This window comes from Tepidibacter thalassicus DSM 15285 (assembly GCF_900129915.1).
GTDB lineage: Bacteria > Bacillota > Clostridia > Peptostreptococcales > Peptostreptococcaceae > Tepidibacter > Tepidibacter thalassicus.
Window position 1 is genome coordinate 113,881 of sequence record NZ_FQXH01000006.1, and the last position, 18,992, is coordinate 132,872.

General features: G+C 28.4%; 21 protein-coding genes. 4 read left to right on the plus strand and 17 right to left on the minus strand.

What is annotated here, in order from left to right:
• Positions 1-115 precede the first annotated feature (115 nt).
• The 5 genes from BUA19_RS02460 to BUA19_RS02480 form a co-directional block, all read right to left on the minus strand.
• A complete protein-coding gene (locus tag BUA19_RS02460; protein WP_072723300.1) occupies positions 116-856 on the minus strand; it encodes a class I SAM-dependent DNA methyltransferase in 741 nt (246 codons plus the stop codon).
• 11 nt (positions 857-867) lie between these two features.
• Entirely contained in the window at positions 868-1,038 is a 171-nt protein-coding gene (locus BUA19_RS02465) for a small, acid-soluble spore protein, alpha/beta type (protein ID WP_242939226.1), read from the minus strand.
• A 206-nt stretch (positions 1,039-1,244) separates the two neighbouring features.
• Complete coding sequence (locus BUA19_RS02470) at positions 1,245-3,326, minus strand: putative bifunctional diguanylate cyclase/phosphodiesterase (protein ID WP_178137429.1); 2,082 nt, start codon at positions 3,324-3,326, stop codon at positions 1,245-1,247.
• A gap of 194 nt (positions 3,327-3,520) precedes the next feature.
• Positions 3,521-4,402, minus strand: coding sequence for a CPBP family intramembrane glutamic endopeptidase (locus BUA19_RS02475; protein WP_072723303.1), 882 nt, complete (start codon positions 4,400-4,402; stop codon positions 3,521-3,523).
• Between the two features lie 4 nt (positions 4,403-4,406).
• The gene (locus BUA19_RS02480) at positions 4,407-5,534 is read right to left on the minus strand and encodes an amidohydrolase (RefSeq protein ID WP_072723304.1); all 1,128 of its coding nucleotides are present in this window, start codon (positions 5,532-5,534) and stop codon (positions 4,407-4,409) included.
• 168 nt (positions 5,535-5,702) lie between these two features.
• On the opposite strand from BUA19_RS02480, the gene BUA19_RS02485 reads away from it, so the two are divergent.
• The 4 genes from BUA19_RS02485 to dapD are packed head-to-tail and all read left to right on the plus strand — an operon-like array spanning position 5,703 to position 9,132.
• Positions 5,703-6,701, plus strand: coding sequence for an aspartate-semialdehyde dehydrogenase (locus BUA19_RS02485; protein ID WP_072723305.1), 999 nt, complete (start codon positions 5,703-5,705; stop codon positions 6,699-6,701).
• Between the two features lie 15 nt (positions 6,702-6,716).
• Entirely contained in the window at positions 6,717-7,598 is an 882-nt protein-coding gene (gene dapA / locus BUA19_RS02490) for a 4-hydroxy-tetrahydrodipicolinate synthase (protein WP_072723306.1), read from the plus strand.
• A gap of 56 nt (positions 7,599-7,654) precedes the next feature.
• On the plus strand, positions 7,655-8,404 hold the full coding sequence (gene dapB / locus BUA19_RS02495; RefSeq protein ID WP_072723307.1) for a 4-hydroxy-tetrahydrodipicolinate reductase: 750 nt from the start codon (positions 7,655-7,657) through the stop codon (positions 8,402-8,404).
• A 20-nt stretch (positions 8,405-8,424) separates the two neighbouring features.
• Positions 8,425-9,132 carry a 2,3,4,5-tetrahydropyridine-2,6-dicarboxylate N-acetyltransferase gene (gene dapD / locus BUA19_RS02500; protein ID WP_072723308.1) on the plus strand — a complete coding sequence of 236 codons (708 nt, stop codon included), beginning with the start codon at positions 8,425-8,427 and terminating at the stop codon, positions 9,130-9,132.
• A gap of 25 nt (positions 9,133-9,157) precedes the next feature.
• Here dapD and hpt read toward each other — a convergent pair whose 3' ends face one another.
• The 12 genes from hpt to BUA19_RS02560 form a co-directional block, all read right to left on the minus strand.
• A complete protein-coding gene (gene hpt / locus BUA19_RS02505; RefSeq protein WP_072723309.1) occupies positions 9,158-9,697 on the minus strand; it encodes a hypoxanthine phosphoribosyltransferase in 540 nt (179 codons plus the stop codon).
• Positions 9,698-9,764: 67 nt separating this feature from the next.
• Positions 9,765-11,051 (minus strand): L-cysteine desulfidase family protein, encoded by a 1,287-nt coding sequence (locus tag BUA19_RS02510; protein ID WP_072723310.1) that lies wholly within the window; start codon positions 11,049-11,051, stop codon positions 9,765-9,767.
• 172 nt (positions 11,052-11,223) lie between these two features.
• Positions 11,224-12,993, minus strand: a complete 1,770-nt coding sequence (locus BUA19_RS02515; RefSeq protein WP_072723311.1) for a sigma-54-dependent Fis family transcriptional regulator — start codon at positions 12,991-12,993, stop codon at positions 11,224-11,226.
• Position 12,994: 1 nt separating this feature from the next.
• Positions 12,995-13,138, minus strand: coding sequence for a hypothetical protein (locus BUA19_RS11650; protein WP_178137430.1), 144 nt, complete (start codon positions 13,136-13,138; stop codon positions 12,995-12,997).
• Between the two features lie 46 nt (positions 13,139-13,184).
• Entirely contained in the window at positions 13,185-13,643 is a 459-nt protein-coding gene (locus BUA19_RS02520; protein WP_178137431.1) for a class I SAM-dependent methyltransferase, read from the minus strand.
• 201 nt (positions 13,644-13,844) lie between these two features.
• Entirely contained in the window at positions 13,845-14,480 is a 636-nt protein-coding gene (locus BUA19_RS02525; RefSeq protein WP_072723312.1) for a single-stranded DNA-binding protein, read from the minus strand.
• 140 nt (positions 14,481-14,620) lie between these two features.
• Positions 14,621-15,613 carry a sulfite exporter TauE/SafE family protein gene (locus BUA19_RS02530; protein ID WP_072723313.1) on the minus strand — a complete coding sequence of 331 codons (993 nt, stop codon included), beginning with the start codon at positions 15,611-15,613 and terminating at the stop codon, positions 14,621-14,623.
• A gap of 34 nt (positions 15,614-15,647) precedes the next feature.
• Complete coding sequence (locus tag BUA19_RS02535) at positions 15,648-16,655, minus strand: proline racemase (RefSeq protein WP_072723314.1); 1,008 nt, start codon at positions 16,653-16,655, stop codon at positions 15,648-15,650.
• Position 16,656: 1 nt separating this feature from the next.
• Complete coding sequence (locus BUA19_RS02540; protein WP_072723315.1) at positions 16,657-17,127, minus strand: glycine/sarcosine/betaine reductase component B subunit; 471 nt, start codon at positions 17,125-17,127, stop codon at positions 16,657-16,659.
• Positions 17,128-17,139: 12 nt separating this feature from the next.
• The gene (gene prdD / locus BUA19_RS02545; protein WP_072723316.1) at positions 17,140-17,901 is read right to left on the minus strand and encodes a proline reductase cluster protein PrdD; all 762 of its coding nucleotides are present in this window, start codon (positions 17,899-17,901) and stop codon (positions 17,140-17,142) included.
• Between the two features lie 61 nt (positions 17,902-17,962).
• The gene (prdB, locus tag BUA19_RS11410; RefSeq protein ID WP_084601903.1) at positions 17,963-18,688 is read right to left on the minus strand and encodes a D-proline reductase (dithiol) protein PrdB; all 726 of its coding nucleotides are present in this window, start codon (positions 18,686-18,688) and stop codon (positions 17,963-17,965) included.
• A gap of 22 nt (positions 18,689-18,710) precedes the next feature.
• Positions 18,711-18,986 carry a CBO2463/CBO2479 domain-containing protein gene (locus BUA19_RS02560; RefSeq protein WP_178137432.1) on the minus strand — a complete coding sequence of 92 codons (276 nt, stop codon included), beginning with the start codon at positions 18,984-18,986 and terminating at the stop codon, positions 18,711-18,713.
• Positions 18,987-18,992 lie beyond the last annotated feature (6 nt).

Here is an 18,992-nt window from a genome sequence, read left to right on the forward strand (position 1 = left end):
CCCCATAGTTCCTATGGTTTTTTATACTTATTATAGCATATGTATTTAACTTTGTCGACTTAACTCACGACTAAAGTCACGAGTGTGTAATCGACTTTCTGTCAATTATAACACTCTATTTTTTACAAACAAAAAATACTCTTTGAGATTCTTCATCAGCTTCATAAAAAGTAAAATCTTTATATACTTTAACATCTTCAAATCCAGCATTTTTTAAAAAATCCAATATTTCTTCATTTTTATAAGCTCTTTGATAATGTATTTCTTCAAATCTCTCAAAATACTCTCCATTTCGTATGAAAAAAGCTAAATCCATCTCCACTATATTTTCTTCTTCATCAAAATAGTTTTGCCAAATATATGCTATATCTTCTCTATTTTCTCCAAAAGTATTACCAGAAAGTATATTAGATATTTTAAAATATGAACTTATATCGAATATAAAAATTCCATTATTTTTTAATAAACTATAAATACTTTTAAATACATTTTTAAGATCATCTTCTTCTAAAATATAATTAAATCCATCACAAGCACAAAGAACACAATCTAGATTATAAACTTCAAAATCTAATTCCCTCATATCTTGATTTAAAAACACAATATCAATACCTTGCTCCAATGATTTTTTCCTTGCTATATCAAGCATTTCCTCAGATATATCAATTCCTACAATATCATACTCCTTTTGCGCTAATGGTATAGTTAAATTTCCAGTTCCACAAGCAAGTTCTAAAATATTTTTTACAATAACATTTTCTTTTTTTATTATATCTTCTATGTAATTAACCCACATATTATAATCTACATCATCCATTAACTTATCATATATAAATGCAAAATTTTTGTACTGCATATTTAATTCTCCTATTTTTTCTTATTTTTTTTTCTAGCAGTAAGCAAGCCTCCTATTCTACCTGCCTCTTTTGCAGTTAATCCTGCCCATCCTGATTCTTTTATCTTGTCCATAAGCCCCAGTTCTTTAGCTATTTCATATTTCATTATATCATTTTCAGTAATAATTTTCTTCTTTTTCATATTTTTAATACCTCCTTTTTTCTTATTTTTGTCAACTTTTTTTAAAATATACATCGACATTTTAGTTGTTTTTTCTACAAAAAATATTTTTTTGTTATTGATTTTTTTTCTTTATAATGATAAAATACTCATTGTCGCAAAACAATATTATTTTCCCACTCCCCCTTTAGCATAAAAAAGAGACCTCTTTAAAGAGGTCTCTTTTTTTATGCTATACTAAAAACATTATTTCGTATTAATAATTTTTCAAATTCTCTAGACGGAACCGGCTTACTAAATAAATATCCTTGAGATTCATTACATTCTTGATGTTTTAAAAATTTAAGTTGTTCTTTTGTTTCTACACCTTCCGCAATTACATTTAATTTTAAATTTTTAGCAAGCATTATTATCGCCTTTATTATCGACTCATTTTCACTATTAATCCCTATATCCTTAACAAAAGAATAGTCTATCTTGAGTGCATCAATCTTAAAATTTTTCAAATATGCTAAAGAAGAAAACCCTGTTCCAAAATCATCTATAGAAACTTTTATACCCATATCCTTAAATTTCCTAAGAGTTCTTACAGTAAAATCTACATTTTTAATAGCAATACTTTCTGTTATTTCTATTTCTAACCACTTTGGATCTAATCCTGTTTCATTTAATATTTGTCGCACCTTTTCTACAAAATCTTCTTGCTGAAACTGATATGCAGAAATATTAACAGCTACTCTCATAGGATTAAACCCCATATCCTGCCATAATTTATTTTGCTTACAAGCAGATCTTAATGTCCATTCCCCTATTGGTATAATCAATCCCGTTTCCTCAGCTATAGGAATAAACTTTGCCGGAGAAATAAAACCAAGTTCTGGATTAACCCATCTAATAAGCGCTTCCATCCCTATTATCTGACCAGTATTTAAATCAACTTGTGGTTGATAATACAATTCAAGCTCATTTTTTTCTAAAGCATTATATAACTTATTTTCTAATACTAAATTTTCAAAAGTAGTAAAATTCATATCAGGTGTATAAAATTGATAATTATTTTTGCCTTTTTGTTTTGCTCTATACATAGCTATATCTGCATTTTTAAGTAAAATATCAACAGTTTGACCATTTTGAGGAAAAATTGAAATTCCAATACTACTAGCTATCCTAAACTCCTGCCCATTTAATATACAAGGCTTTTTCATTGACTGTATAATTTTATCAGCTACAGATATAATATCTTTTTCACTATTAATTTTAGGTAATAATATTGTAAATTCATCTCCACCAAGTCTAGATACTATATCTTTTTCTTCTACACTATTTAATAACCTCTGAGAAAATTCTTTTAATAATTGATCTCCTGTACTATGCCCTAATGTATCATTAATACGTTTAAATCCATCTAAATCAATAAACATCACAGCTAATTTTTCTTTATATCGTTTAGCCTTATTTAACTCTATATTAAGTTTATCTTGAAACATAGTTCTATTAGGAAGTTCTGTCAAGGCATCTTTATATACTAAGTATTTTAATCTTTTATTTTCATCTTGAAGTTGTTTAAAATTTTCATTCAATACACTATTAACTTGTCTTAAATTATTAATAAAAGAATTTAACTCTATAATTATACTATTTGGCCAGCGAACTGACCTTTGATAAAAAATTTTTTTAGGTAAATTTAAAGTAATCTTAGATAACCTATAAATAGGACTTACTACAATTTTTACTAATATATTAGAAAATACAAAAGATAATAAAACAAAAATTAAAATTATAATTAAATCTCTCAATAAATCATACATATTATTATATCCATTTGATATACTAATAATTAAAGATGAAAAAGCTGTCCCACCTACAAATAAATTAAAAATTATTTCTTCAAAATAAAATTTATTTTTATTTAAATTTTTAATATGCAAATATGTAATTACTATATTAGCAATTATAGAATTGACAATTCCATTGACACAAAATTTAAACATAATCGAAAGTGATAACGTCGAACTAAAACCCAATAACTTACACAATATATACATATAAGGCATACCTATAAACAACCAATAAAAACTATCTAATAAAACTATATTTTCTTTTCTATATTTACAAATCAAACCTACAACAACTGCTTCAAATATGTAAACAGTAATAAAATAAAAACTATAAAAATGCGCATAAATATTTATAACTACAGAAGTAACAACTCCACCTACAATTCCATATAATCTAATTATAATTAGTGTAACAATACTGCCAAATATAAAATTTATACCTGGTAACAATGAAAATTTAAAAAAATTCAATATAAAACCTATTATTAAAATAAATACAAATAATAATCTGTTATTCTTTAAATTATACATTTATTACCGTTACGTAGGATTTACTAGTAGTATTTTTTAATTTTAGTAAACCTATAACGGTTTTCACCTCCTTTAATTTTATTTTTATTCGAATCGCAAAAAAGACAACCAAAATATATATTTTAATTGTCTTTTTAATGAAAAGTGAAAAATATATAAATATACACAAAAATACATATGATTATTGGAATATAATCAAATAATTTTCCCCTCTCCACATTTTTTCTATTACACAAAATACTACTTCCTTTCATAAATTTAAATAAATTTCTTATAATAAAAAATGAAATTACAGATAATACCCCAAAAAAACACAATTGAAATAAAATAATATAATTTGAAATTTCATGAGAAATGTTACTTACATTCTCAATTTTATTTAAATAAAAGTACCCCAAAGTTACAGCAATAGAATTATTTAAAGCATGCCCTACAATAGAAGGGTATATAGAATTTGTAACAAGAGTCATATAACCAAATACAATTCCAAGTACAAACGGACCAATAAAATTGTATATATTAAAATGAAAAAGAGCAAATAAAAAAGCTGTATACACTATACTTTTCTTTATACCTCTATATTGATTCATTCGTAGAAAAAAACCTCTAAATAAGGTTTCTTCACATATTCCCGGAGTTATTCCCATTAAAAATAAAAACCATATATATTCAATATTATTACTTGCCAACGGAACTTGAGGTATATCATTCAGTCCAAAAAAATTCAATATAAATATTATTATCAAATTGCCAAATACAGCTATCGGATATGTAAACACTGTTATAAAAACAGCTAAAACTATATTTTTATAATTTGTCTTGTTAAATCTTAAAAACTCTTTAATGCTTTCTTTTTTAAATAAAAATGAAAATGCTAAGGCAGGTAAAAAAACTATTAAATATTCTGTTATTATAAGTCCTGTATTTATATCTTTTTTTTGAAAATAAACTCCAACAGTTAAAAACAATACCACAAGTAATAAATATATAAAATTAGATACTCTACTCCCTTTCATATCTCTATTTTAACGCTCCTTTATATTTTAATAATTTAACGTAAATATCTATTCCACTTAACAAAATATCTTCATTAAAATTAAAATCTATATTATGTAATCCATTTACAAATCCCTTTTTTTCATTTCTAGATCCAAGCATAAAGAAAAGTCCTGGTATACATTTTTGATAATAAGAAAAATCTTCAGCTATCATAAGAGGCTCTAATATTTTTATACGCTTTTCACCTAATGCATTTTTAAATTCTTCAAATAATTTTACATCATTATTTACTGCTGGATAGTCATCTTTTATGTTAATATTTATTTTACAATTAAATGCTTTTTCAAATCCATCAGCTATTTCACATATTCTTTCTTTTATTTTATCATAAACCTCCTGCTTAAATGCCCTCATCGTTCCTTCAAGTTTTACATTTTCAGCTATTATATTTCTTCTACTTCCTCCCTCTATTTTCCCAATAGTTAAAACCCCTTCATCTAATGGTCTTATATTCCTAGATACTATACTTTGAATAGAATTTACAAAATTTGAAGCTATTACAATAGAATCTACAGCATTTTGTGGCATTGCGCCATGGCCACTTTTACCAATTATCTCTATATCAATTTCTCCTGTTTGTGCTAAAAAATAAGAAGGTCTTATCCCCACAAATCCTTCCTCTAATTCCGGATAAATATGAAGTCCATAAATTTCATCGATATTATACTTTTCCAAAAGCCCTTCTTTAATAAGAGGTAAAGCTCCTCCAGGAGATTCTTCTGCTGGTTGAAATATAAAAATTATATTGTCATTTAAATATTCTTTATTATTATTTAGATATTCTACAAGACCTAACAATATACTCATATGACCATCATGACCACAAAGATGCATTATTTCACCATTTACATTAAGCCCATCCATATCAGCTCTAAATGCTATATTTTTAATTCCTTTTTTGCCTTTAATTTTTCCCACTACTGCTGTCTCTAACAAAATTTCATACTCTACTCCCAAATAATCTAAATAATCTTTTATGTATTTAGACGTTTTATATTCCTTCATGCCAAGTTCAGCTATTTTATTCAATTTTTTTCTATGAGCAATTACAATATCTTTTAATTTTAAAATCTCCTTTTCTAAAAACAAAACTATCACCTCTTTAAAATAATTATCACAATAATATATTATATTGAATATATTTATAGGGAGTGATACTATATATTAAAGTCTTCTTTTATAAAAAAACACTAATACTTCTAATTACTAACTACAGAACATATATTATCATATATTTATGATAAAGGGGGTATAAAAATGAAAAAAGTAAATATAGCAATAATTGGTGCTACTGGAATGGTAGGAAGAACTTTCTTGAAAATATTAGAAGAAAAAAATTTTCCTATAGAAAACTTATATTTATTTGCATCAAAAAAATCTGCTGGTAACACTATAAAGTTTAAAGAAAAAAATTACATAGTTGAAGAATTAAACGAAAATTCTTTTGATAAAAAAATAGATATTGCTTTATTTTCAGCAGGAGGAGAAATAAGCAAAAAATATGCTCCTATCGCAAAACAAAAAGGTATTATTGTAGTAGATAATAGTAGTGCTTGGAGAATGGATGAAAATGTTCCTCTAATAGTTCCTGAAGTTAATCCAGAAGAAGTAAAAAAACACAAAGGAATAATAGCTAACCCTAACTGCTCAACTATACAAGCAGTAGTTCCACTAAAAGCTCTACACGATAAGTTTAAAATAAAAAGAATTGTTTATTCAACATATCAAGCAGTTTCTGGATCTGGAGTTAAAGGAATTGCAGATCTTAAAGAAGGAATAAAAGGAAACAAAAACACATTCTACCCTCATCCTATAGCTTATAACTGTCTACCACACATAGACATATTTATGGATAATGGTTATACTAAAGAAGAAATGAAAATGATAAATGAAACAAAAAAAATACTGAACGATTATAATATTAAAATAACTGCTACAACAGTAAGAGTACCTGTACTTTACGGACATAGCGAATCTATAAATGTAGAATTTGAAAATGAATTTGAAATCGAAGAAATATTCAATATTTTGAAAAATACTCAAGGTGTAATTGTAATCGACAATCCAAAAGAAAACAAATATCCTCTAGCATTAGACGTTGAAGGAAAAGATGAAGTATATGTCGGAAGAATTAGACGAGATTTTAGCGTAGATAACGGAATTAATATATGGGTAGTTGCCGATAACATAAGAAAAGGCGCTGCAACAAATACAGTTCAAATAGCTGAGCTTTTATTAAAATATAATTTAATATAGAAAGGGTGAATTTTTATGATTTTTAAAGGTTCTGGTGTTGCTTTAGTTACTCCTTTTAAAAACGGTAAAATTAATTTTGATAAACTTGAAGAACTTATAGAATATCATATCAAAGAAGGAACTGATGCTTTAATTATATGTGGTACTACTGGCGAAGCATCTACAATGAGTGATGAAGAACAGCTTCAAACCATAAAATTCGTAGTTGAAAAAACAAATAAAAGAATACCTGTAATAGCAGGAACAGGATCTAATAATACAGCTCATTCAATCCATTTAAGTAAAAAAGCAGAAGAATACGGAGTTGACGGACTGTTAGTTATAACCCCATATTATAATAAAACTACTCAAAATGGACTTATATCTCACTTTAAAGCTATTGCAAACTCTGTAAATATACCTATTATAGTTTATAATGTACCAGGAAGAACAGGAGTTAATATTAAACCTAGTACACTTGTTGAAATAGCTAAAATTAAAAATATAGTAGGTATAAAAGAAGCTAGCGGAAATATAGCTCAAGTTGCTGAAATAGCAAGAATTTGCCCTGAAGATTTTGCAATATACTCAGGAAATGACGATATGATTTTACCACTTTTATCTTTAGGTGGAACTGGAGTAATTTCTGTAATAGCAAATATATGCCCTAAAGATACTCATGATTTAGTAGCTAAATACTTTGAAGGAGATATAAAAGGTTCTAGAAAATTACAACTAGATATGAAACCTTTAATAGATGCTTTATTTATAGAAGTAAATCCTATTCCTATTAAAACTGCCATGAATTTACTAGGATTTGATATGGGAGAACTCAGACTTCCACTTGTTGAAATGAGTAAAAACAATTTAGAAATTCTAAAAAAAGAACTAATTAATTATGGTTTTAAATTAAAATAAAATCCTATATTGTTTTACAATATAGGATTTTAAATAATGCATTAGGAGGAACTCATATGATTAAAGTTATAATTAATGGATCTCTTGGAAAAATGGGAAAAGTTTTAACCAATTCTATATATGAAGATAAAAATTTCGAACTTATAGCAGGCGTATCTAAATACGAAAAAGAAAATACAAACTACAAATTATACTCAAACATACTAGATATAAAAGAAAAAGCAGATGTTGTTATTGATTTTTCAAATCCTGAAAGTTTAAAAGATTTATTAACTTATTGTAAAAACACAAAAACCCCTTTAGTTATTGCTACAACTGGATATAATGATGATGAACTTAATATGATAAAAGAAGCTTCTAAAGAAATACCTATATTCCACAGCTCTAACATGTCACTTGGTATAAATCTACTATTAAAATTGGTAGAAATCACTACTAAAGCTTTAACTAATTTCGATATAGAAATAATCGAAAAACATCATAATAAAAAAGTAGATGCTCCTAGCGGTACAGCTTTAATGCTTGCTAATGAAATTCAGAAAGTTTTAGATAATACCGAATTTAATTATAGCAGATGTGGAAAAAACGCAAAAAGAAAAGAAAATGAAATAGGAATCCACGCATTAAGAGGTGGAACTATAGTAGGTGAACACTCAGTAATATTCGCAGGTACAGATGAAATAGTAGAGCTCAATCATGTAGCTTTGTCAAAAAAAATATTTGCACAAGGATCACTAAAAGCTGCTAAATTTATTGTAAATAAAGAAAATGGATATTATAATATGAAAGACATAGTAACTTTGTAAATATAGGAGGTACTTTACGAATGATGAAATTAACAGATCCATATGAAATAGCAAAATTCATAAAAAACTCAACTAAAAAAACACCTGTTAAAGTATACTTAAAGGGAAAATTAAACATTGAAAAATACAAAGATGTAAAAATATTTGGAAATGAAAATTCATATATAATCATAGGAGAACACGATATAGTAAATAACATACTAGAAGAAAATAAAGAAACTATTGTCGACTATCACATAGAATTTGATAGAAGGAATTCCGCTATACCTATGTACAACTACTTACATGAAAATGCTAGAATTGAACCTGGTGCTATTATAAGAGATATGGTTTCCATCGGTAAAAATGCTGTTATAATGATGGGAGCAGTTATAAATATAGGGGCAGAAATCGGCGAAGGTTCAATGATAGATATGAATGCAGTTGTAGGAGCAAGAGGAATCATAGGTAAAAACGTCCACCTTGGAGCTGGAGCTGTTGTTGCAGGAGTACTTGAGCCTCCTTCTGCAACTCCTGTCATTATAGAAGACAATGTTGTAATTGGAGCTAACGCTGTAATACTTGAAGGTGTTAAAATAAAAAAAGGAGCTGTTGTTGCAGCAGGCGCTGTTGTAACTGAAGATGTTCCTGAAAACGCAGTTGTAGCTGGGTCTCCTGCTAAAATAGTTAAAATGAAAGACGATAAAACAAAAGAAAAAACAAAATTAATGGAAGATTTAAGAGGCTAAAAAAAGTGGTCAAATGACCACTTTTTTATCTATCTTTATCTGTTACATTAAATACATATGGAACATTTCTGTAATAATCTCCATAATTTAATCCATATCCAACTACAAACTTATCTTCTATTGTAAATCCAACATAATCCGGAACTAAATCTACTTTTCTTCTACTCGGCTTATCAAGTAATACACAACATTTTATACTAGCAGGATTTTTAGACTTTAAATGATTCATTACATAACTCATTGTAAGTGCTGAATCCGTTATATCATCTACAACTAAAACATCGTATCCTGATATATCATCCGTAATATCTGAAAGCATATTTACTTTACCAGAACTTTCTTCTCCATGGCCATAGCTAGAAGTAGTCATAAATCCTATTTTTACAGGTATATCTATTTTTCTAACAAGATCAGCTGTAAATATAAAGCTCCCTTTTAAAAGTGATATTACAAATAACTTTTTATCCTTATAATCATTTGATATTTGTTTTCCTAATTCAGCAACCCTTTTATTTATATCTTCCTCTGAACATAGTGTTTCCCATACTTTTTTCTCTATATCCATGTATAGTACCTCCTGACAATATTTTAAGTCCTATTTTAATTAAAAAGTAGATTTTTGTCAACTAGATTTAATTGTTATTCATACTATCCATAACTTTTATTATAACCTCATCAGTTATTGTCATTCCTTCACTACTAATTTTACCTAAATTCTTTATGCTCTCTTCCACTTCATTACCTACTATTCCATTCAAAGGAGGAACTACACAATTGTATTTTGCTATTATAGCACTTTGAACAGCAGCTGAAGCAGCTGAAGCAAGTTTTAAAGCACATCCAGCTTTAGCTCCATCACATATCATACCACTCAGATTTGCAATCATATTTTCAATAGAACCTTCAATTTGCTCATAATTTCCACCCATAAGCCAAGTTATTGCTGCAGCTGATCCTGTTGATGCAGCTACACCACATCCACATACAGCAGAAAGTCTTCCTGTATAATTTTTTATATAAGCCGTAACTGCATGACTTATAGCAAGTGCTTTTGCTAATCTTTCTTCATTCTGAGGATACTTTAAATTATATGCAGCTATTGGAAGTATAGCTGTAAGACCATGATTTCCACTTCCATTAGAACTCATAACCGGCATATTAATCCCACTCATTCTTGCATCTGAAGCTGCAGCTGTAAGCATCATAGCTTTATTAATTAAATCATCTGAAAATATGCCATCTTCTATAGCTTTTTTAATACCATATCCTACTCCTATTCCTATTTTATTCTCAAGAGCAACATTTGCAATTTCTTCATTCATTTTAATCCCTTCAAGCAAAAACTCTAAATCACTTAAATTCATATTCTCTATCTCTTCAATTAATTCTTTTATTGTAATATTAGCTATTGGACTATCAACATGAACATATTCTGCATCTAAACTTATCTCTCCATTTAATAAAATTTCATCATTTTTTTCAAGATGAACAAAATTATCGTGTTTAATCATTATAACAGCTTTTGATGAATTCTTTTTTCCCCTTAAATTAACCTCAACATATACTTTTTCTTTTGTATTTACAGGTGATATTTTCACTATATTTTTATCCATAAATTCCTCAGCTAATTTTACATCTTCTTCTTTTAAAGCTTCTAAAACTTTAAGTCCTAATTCAGACTTTCCTCCTATAAGCCCCATAGAAGCCGCTATTTTAAGACCTAATCTATTCGTTCCCGGTATTCCTACGCACATACCATTTTTATATACATTTGGACTTACAAATATATTACATTCTACTATTTCATCATTTAAAAGCTCTTTTGCTTTAGAGCATGCTAAAGCTACCGCAACAGGTTCTGTACATCCAAGTGCTGGTTTTACCTCTTCTTTTAACATATCTATAATCACTTTTTTCATTTTAAACCCCTCCAATTATATTTTTTGTCATAATTTGTATTAGCATAAATTGTGCCAAAATTTAAAAACCAGCTTTTTCAAACAATTCATTTTTTATTATTTAAAATTTTTATAAAAAAGTCTCAAAACAACAAAAAAAAGTCTCATTTTGAGATATTTTCTCAATTTGAGACTAATGTATTTTATATTCTTTTATTTTTCTATATAATGTTGCTCTTGAAATCCCCAAAGCATATGCAGCTTTTTCTTTATCTTTTTTGTATTCCTTAAATTTTTCCAAAGCTTTAATTATTTCTCTTCTTTCCAAATCTTTAAGAGGTATTATTTCTTCCTCTTTACTAATAACTATTTTTTTAGTATCATCTTTTAACTTCTGAGGCAAATCTTCATATTTTATAATATTAGAATTAGCCATATTTATACTATATTCTATGGCATTTTGAAGTTGCCTTACATTTCCCGGCCATGAATAACTCAATATTTTTTCCATGGCTCTATCATCTATTCCATATACAGCTTTATTTAATTTCTTAGAATAATTAGCAATAATATTTTCCACCAACAAATAAATATCTTCTTTTCTTTCTCTTAAAGGAGGAATATTTATAGGTATTACATTTAATCTATAATAAAGATCTTCTCTGAATTCTCCTTTTTCAACCATCTTTTCTAAATTCCTATTAGTAGCAGCTATTATCCTTACGTCTACTGATATATTTGTTTTTCCTCCTATTTTTTCTACTTCTCTTTCTTGCAAAACTCTCAACAACTTGCCTTGAAGATGAAGACTCATATCCCCAATTTCATCTAAAAATATAGTTCCTTTATTGGCAAGCTCAAACTTTCCAAGTTTTCCTCCTTTTTTAGCTCCTGTAAAAGCACCTTCTTCGTATCCAAACAATTCACTCTCTAATAAATTATCCGGTATTGCTGCACAATTAATAGCTATAAAAGGTCCTTCGCATCTATAACTATTATTATGTATCGCCCTTGCAAACAATTCTTTGCCAGTTCCACTTTCCCCTGTAATCAACACCGTAGATGATGATTTAGATGCAATTTGTGCTTCTTTCTTTACCTTCTCCATCAGTTTACTATTCCCTATTATATTATTAAATTTTATATTATAGTCTGTACCTGTTATTTCATTAAATTCCTTAATCGCAGAGTAATTATCTATAAAATCAAATACATAACCTTTTACTTCTCTATCTATAATTATAGGATTTATATTATAAATTCCCCTAAACGTATAACCTTCTTTTTTATATACAAAGCTTGTACTTTTATATCTTTTTTTTATTCCTTTAATATCTTCTATTTTTATAAAAGAAAATATATCAAATATATTTTCTTTTTCTATACTTCCTTTCAAATCAAATATTTTCTTAAACTTGTCATTATATTTATCTATATTTCCATACATATCTGTAGAAACAACAGCTTTATCCATATTATTCAAAAGAGTTTCAAGTCTTTTAGCTTCTATTTTAAGTTCATAAGATTTATTTTCTGCTTTTATTTTGCTCGATATAAGATCTGCCATTTTAGTTAAAAAATCCATAAGCTCCTTTTTATTTCTCACTATATTATCTCGTTGCTCTTTTGAAAAAGCTATAAGACCTATAACTCCATATATTTTATCATCCAATTTTATAGGACAACAAACCTCTGCAAATTCTTTACAATCTTTTTTCCCCTTACACATTTGACATATTTTATCATTCCTTGGATTTTCAATTATAAAACTTTCTCCTGTATCTAAAGCAATTTTAAATACAGAATATAAACTCACCTTTTCTCCTACTTTATCACTGTATTTTCCTGTACCTGCAATTCTAATTAAATTTTCATCAACTATTGTAACATCTACATTTAATACAGAAGATATTACTTCTGCAATATTTTTTATATCCCTTTTTATCAATCTTGAGTTTATCATTTTACAATCTATCCTTTATATTTAATTGCATCAATATATTTTTAATATCTTTTAATAATACTATTACTTTATTTATAGAATATTGTATAGAAATAAGTATAATTATCAATATTATCCAAACTACAAAATTATAATGTATTATCATTTTTACCACTCCTTTCATTAGAAAAAAGACTAGGCTTACCTAGTCTTTAATCCACTTTAATTCCTATATAAATATACTTTTCCTTATCAATTTCTCTAAAACTTCCATAAAACCCATTCTTATCAAATATATCCAAAACTTCTTCCGGATGATAAAATTTCCCATTACACCCTCTGATTTTATTCTGGAATACTTTAAACTTAGTCAATAAATTATTAGGATTTTTATCTTCTATTATCACTTTTCCCTTGTATTTTAAAACTCTATAAATCTCTTTTAATACTCTCTTTTCATTTTCAAAACAATTAAAATAATTTAAAAATATCACCTTATCAAAGTATTTATCTTTAAAAGGCATATATTCAACCGATCCCTTTATTATATTACAGTTTTCATTGTTGAGTATAGCAGAAGTAGTGCAATAATCTTCATTTTCTAAAATAATAACATCTACTCCCATTTTCTTTAAATATTTTCCGTAATTAGAAATATCACCTAAAAGCAAAACCTTCTCCCCAATAGAGCAGTTTATGGTATCCAAAAAATTATATATATTGTTTTCCTTTTTGCTCGGACAAATACTACCTCTTATATAATATGATTCCTCTAAGCATATCCTTTCCAAGAGAATTCACCTTCTGTCTTTTCTTTAGTTATTACTTATCTATTATAATAAATATAATTCCATTATTCAATAGAAATAGTTCTACTTAGAATTATTTTCAGATAGCTTTTTCATTTTTGATACCGATACTTCATAGGCAACCTTTTTATCCACTTTACCATTATCTAATTTTTTTTCATATTCTCTACTTTGTATTCTTCCCCATATTTGAACTCTATCTCCTATATTAAGATTTTTAGAAAACTTAGCATTTCTTCCCCACGCTATTGAAGGTATATAATCAGATTTATTATAAGACCTATTTACAGCTAAAAGCAAATCAGTTATTTCTCTTCCCAGTGGTGTTTTCCTATAAACAGGGTTTTTACATATATATCCATCTAAAAATATATTATTCGGATCTTTTTTTCCTTCTTCAAATTCTACTAATTCTCTCGCAAATACCGTTAATATCAATCTGTTTTTTCCATTTACCGATTTATTATATGATCTTAATTGTCCCAAAATACCTATCTTTTTCCCTACATACAACTCAAAATCTTCAAGCAATCTTTCCGATATAGTAACAGGAAGTATATCTTCTGATTCACTCAATCTTTTTATTTTTATTCTAGTATTGTAAAATTTTTCTCCAAATATTTCATGACTAAAATTTAAATCTTCTATAATTTCTCCTAATAAATTCACAACATTTGTATCTTCTTTTATATTAATCATCTCTACTCCCTCCATGTTCTTATGTATTATCTATATAAATATATTTTTAAGAAAGTATTTTTATTCAAAAATTTTTATAATATTTTAAAACTAAAACAAAAAACTACCAACTCTTAAGTTGGCAGTTTTTCATTTCTATACTATTCATCTGCTGGCTTCGATGGCATTTCCTTATTTTTAGATGCTACTCTAAGCATTGTAGTTGAAGTATAAAATATAACTACTATAACTAGCCATTTTAATATTTTTAAAGGTAAAGAACGAACCAAATAAGCTGCTATAATAACACCTATTACACCACCTATTGTTATACCCATAGAAGCTCTTCTATCATAAGCTCCTTCTTTAACAAACTTAACAGAAGCAACAGGCATTAAAAATGCACAAGAACCCATCATTATAGGAAAAGCAACTCTTGGAGACATTCCCAAGAAATAAACAAGTGCCATACAAGGTGCATAAAGTCCTATTCCAGCAGTCATTAAAGCCCCCAATATAAAGTTAGCAATTACTGCTACTATAAGTTTTAAACCATTAACACCAATAGGAACTCCTAACATTTTTGTAACTTCTTTTCCATCAACAGTTTGTTTTACTTCCATAGTTTTATAAATTAAATTATTTTTAACTCCATCAAATGCTTGTGATAACGTTTCTCCTCCTCCTGGCATCCATTTCATTTCTCCTGCAAGCATTAAAAATGCAGTAATAAACAATGCCACTCCCATAGCAATTTGAACTTTTCTTTCTGGAAGTTTTGAAACTATTCCTGCTCCAACCCAAGCTCCAATCGTTGCAGCCGCAAGCATAGCTATCAACGAAACAGGATCCACTTGTATAACTGTCATAAATATAAATGCTTCAAGCACAACAGGTATTGTACAAGATACATTAAGTGTTCCAGGAATTACTCTGTCTTTAGTTTGCTTAAAGGCTCTAAGTAATGCTGTAGTAGGTGCAAAAGAACCTATTCCCAAAGTATCAAAAAAATTAGTTATAAATCCAATAGCAGTAACTTTTCCCCAAGTATTGTGTTTTTCTAGATTATTTTTATTTTTCATAAAGTCTTTTATGAATACAACAGCAAACCAAATCGTCAATAAACCCAAAACACTTAAAACCAGTTTAATCATAGTTTACATCCTCCTTTTTAAATTTTAATTAATTTTACTTTAATATAAATCCATACTTTAACGGATCATCAGGATCTATTACAAAGTGATTAAATCCTGTTATATAAGCTGCTCCCGTTATTTCTGGAGTTATAGTTTTATACCCTCCAAGCTCACCAGTTCCAACTACTCTGCCTTTAAACAACGTTCCTAAAATACTCTCATAAACAAATAATTCTCCTTCTTTCAATTCTCCTTTAGAATACAATGTCGCTAATTTCGCACTAGTTCCCGTACCACAAGGAGATCTATCTACTTGCCCTTGACCAAATACAACTACATTTTTATAATTAGCTTCAGGATGAGTTGGTTCATCGTATATTTCTACTAAATCAACTGTTTTTATATGATTTAATGTAGGATGCTTTATCTCAACAGTTTCATTTATTATATCTCTTATTTTAAGTCCTAATTCAGTTAATTTTTTAGCATTTTTAGGTTCAACTTTAACTCCTAATTGTTTAGCATCGACTATCGCAAAAAAACTTCCCCCAAATGATATATCAAATGTTATTTTTCCTACTTCAGGCACTTCTATTTCTATATCTTTTTTATAGTGAAAAGCTGGAACATTTATTATTGATACTTCTTTAACTTTTCCATTTTCTACTCTTGCCTTAGCTCTAACTATCCCTGCTGGAGTATCCATAGTAACTTCTGTAATAGGTTCTTTTACTTCAACCATTCCTGTTTCAACTGCTACAGTTACAGCACCTATTGAGCCATGGCCACACATATTTAAATATCCTCCACCATCCATAAATATTATTCCAAAATCCGCTTCTTCATTAACCGGAGCTGTAATAATTGAACCAAACATGTCATTATGTCCTCTAGGCTCAAGCATTACTGATGTTCTCAAATTATCCATATTCTTTTCTAAATACTCTTTTTTTTCAGCCATAGTTTTCCCAGGAATATTTGGTACTCCACCTACAATTATTCTTGTAGGTTCTCCCATAGTATGAGAGTCAACTGCATGAATACTTTTTATAACTTTCATATTATTTCTCCCCTCTTCTCATTTTTAACTTTAAAAATGCAAGTGCTTTCTTAGCATCTAATTTATTTACAGTATTTTCTCCAACAACTTGCGTTTCTACCCCTTCTTTAGATTTATTAAAATCAACTATTGTATCCATATACTTATTTGTAACTACAAACTTAGCTTGAGTTCCTATAAAACTAAGTCCAACTACAGGAATTCCTCTTTTTCCTATCTCCTCTATAGTATTTGCATAATCCACATGAGAATTTCCCCAACCGTCAACCGATATTATAACACCATCAGCTCTCATTGCTTCTACCCAAGCTGCTGCTCTTTGCCCTACAAAATACTTTTCCTTATTATCTTGAGGTGTACCTACTACCATAACCCCTAAAAGATCTATATCTTTATCATTACTCACTACATCAAGTAATGGATCTCTAAAGTGATGAAGGGTAGTCTCTTTAGTTGATGGTCCTATTCCCATAAAATCACCACCTTACGTCATAGCTCTTAACGCACCATCTCTATATTCATTAGGAGATATTATCATAGGAACGTTTTTTATATCTATAATAGATATTCCACCATTTAACCCACTTGGTTCATCAGAAAAAAGTTGGTTATCATACATTGCTCCTTGACCAGCTATTTGTTTTATTATCAAAACCTTTTTACAATTTGGTCTCATTTTATCAAAAAACTCATGAGATTCAGTAGCGTCCCTTCCATCCATCTGTTTTAAAACATTCCTAAAATTCTGTATAAATTTATCACATGCTCTAAATGCAGCTAAAGGAAGTTTTCTTTCAAATGGCTGATTCCCCTTTAAAACTACATCAAAATGAATTATATAATCATTCTCTGAAGGTGTTCCAGGCATACCAAATTTCAACTTATCCTTGAGTATTCCTTCCGAAGATCCAAATTCATGCATTTGCCTTCCATCTTCATCTACACCAGTTAGCATAACATAAACTCCAGTTAAAGTATGAGTTATACCTTCTCCTATTCTACCCAACACCTTAGTAGATATAGGTATAATATCCATAATAGTATTTACATATTTGTCGTACTGTCCAGGAGATATAATATCTATTTTTATATCTGATATTAATTCATCTTCTTCAATTAGAAAGTTTGATATTTCTTTGTCAACCACAAGCACACCATTACTAAATTTATTTACATCTCCAAATTTCACTTTATCTACATGAAAAGATTTTATAACTAACCTTCTCAATATTCTTTCTTTATCCATAATTATCACCTTTTAAGGTATTTATTTAAAACTTCCCCCTAAACAGGAGGAAGTTATTTTGTTATACTTGTGCTGAATATTCATATGGCAATGGTACTATCTTACCAGCGCTCTCTATTTCAACAAGTTTTCTCAATGTATCTTTTAATATATTTGTCTGCATTTCCTTATTATTTGGTTCACCTGCATTTGCTCCCATAGGAACTAATGGAGCAACAGCTCTAGGGCTACCATTTTGTCTAACTACCGGAGGAAGTGCTGCTATTATTATAGTTGGTATTCCAGCTTCCTCAATTGCTCTCTGCACAATCACGGCAGAGCGGTGACAAGTACCTCAGCCAGCAGTTAAGACAACTGCGTCAACACCTTCTTCTTTTAATTGTCTAGCAATTTCAGGACCTGTTTCTTCAGTAAATTTTTGTTGGTCTCCTCCACCACCCATAAATCCAAAGTGTTTTGGTGCAACTTCTTTAATAAATCCTTCTTTTGCCAATTCTCTCAATCTATCTATAGGAAACATACAATTTATATCTTTATTAACATCAGCATTATCATATCCACCATGAGATACCATCATATCACTAGTTGAAGCATCTCCCGGAATAACTCTAAAAGTAAAATCACCTGCTAAATTAAACCTTTTATCCGATTTCAAATGAACACCAGCTGCCGTAGCTAAAGCAACTTTCATATCCTTTAATTCCTTAGTTACAGGAGTCCATACCGGTGGAGGTGTTACAGGTACAAATATTTCTGATTGAAGTCCTTTAACAACTGTAAGACTCATATTTATTACCTCACTTTCCCATTTATTTTTGTTTTTTCTTTTCTTCTTCTCGTCTTTTATTTTCTTCTATTATCTTAGCATATTTTTCATTAACTTCTGGCCCTAAAACTTCAGGATAACTCAATAAAAATCCAACTTCTAAGCCAAGTTTCAATTCATAATCACTAATCAACATTCTCTTTGGAATTTTAAATTGTCCAAGTCTTCCCTTTAAATCAATAGTAACACTACCATCAGTTAATTCAACTATTACACCCTCATATACTCTTTCCGTAGAAGCATATCTCAATCTGTCCATTATATC

What these genes read in the sequence shown, in the direction of transcription:
- BUA19_RS02560 (WP_178137432.1), bottom strand. Translation starts at nt 18,986, where the DNA reads ATGGACAGATTGAGATATGCTTCTACGGAAAGAGTATATGAGGGTGTA.
- BUA19_RS02485 (WP_072723305.1), top strand. Translation starts at nt 5,703, where the DNA reads ATGAAAAAAGTAAATATAGCAATAATTGGTGCTACTGGAATGGTAGGA.
- BUA19_RS02535 (WP_072723314.1), bottom strand. Translation starts at nt 16,655, where the DNA reads ATGAAAGTTATAAAAAGTATTCATGCAGTTGACTCTCATACTATGGGA.
- prdD (WP_072723316.1), bottom strand. Translation starts at nt 17,901, where the DNA reads ATGGATAAAGAAAGAATATTGAGAAGGTTAGTTATAAAATCTTTTCAT.
- BUA19_RS02525 (WP_072723312.1), bottom strand. Translation starts at nt 14,480, where the DNA reads ATGATTAATATAAAAGAAGATACAAATGTTGTGAATTTATTAGGAGAA.
- BUA19_RS02530 (WP_072723313.1), bottom strand. Translation starts at nt 15,613, where the DNA reads ATGATTAAACTGGTTTTAAGTGTTTTGGGTTTATTGACGATTTGGTTT.
- BUA19_RS02460 (WP_072723300.1), bottom strand. Translation starts at nt 856, where the DNA reads ATGCAGTACAAAAATTTTGCATTTATATATGATAAGTTAATGGATGAT.
- dapD (WP_072723308.1), top strand. Translation starts at nt 8,425, where the DNA reads ATGATGAAATTAACAGATCCATATGAAATAGCAAAATTCATAAAAAAC.
- BUA19_RS02515 (WP_072723311.1), bottom strand. Translation starts at nt 12,993, where the DNA reads ATGATAAACTCAAGATTGATAAAAAGGGATATAAAAAATATTGCAGAA.
- BUA19_RS02475 (WP_072723303.1), bottom strand. Translation starts at nt 4,402, where the DNA reads ATGAAAGGGAGTAGAGTATCTAATTTTATATATTTATTACTTGTGGTA.
- BUA19_RS02540 (WP_072723315.1), bottom strand. Translation starts at nt 17,127, where the DNA reads ATGGGAATAGGACCATCAACTAAAGAGACTACCCTTCATCACTTTAGA.
- hpt (WP_072723309.1), bottom strand. Translation starts at nt 9,697, where the DNA reads ATGGATATAGAGAAAAAAGTATGGGAAACACTATGTTCAGAGGAAGAT.
- BUA19_RS11650 (WP_178137430.1), bottom strand. Translation starts at nt 13,138, where the DNA reads ATGATAATACATTATAATTTTGTAGTTTGGATAATATTGATAATTATA.
- BUA19_RS02510 (WP_072723310.1), bottom strand. Translation starts at nt 11,051, where the DNA reads ATGAAAAAAGTGATTATAGATATGTTAAAAGAAGAGGTAAAACCAGCA.
- dapB (WP_072723307.1), top strand. Translation starts at nt 7,655, where the DNA reads ATGATTAAAGTTATAATTAATGGATCTCTTGGAAAAATGGGAAAAGTT.
- dapA (WP_072723306.1), top strand. Translation starts at nt 6,717, where the DNA reads ATGATTTTTAAAGGTTCTGGTGTTGCTTTAGTTACTCCTTTTAAAAAC.
- BUA19_RS02465 (WP_242939226.1), bottom strand. Translation starts at nt 1,038, where the DNA reads ATGAAAAAGAAGAAAATTATTACTGAAAATGATATAATGAAATATGAA.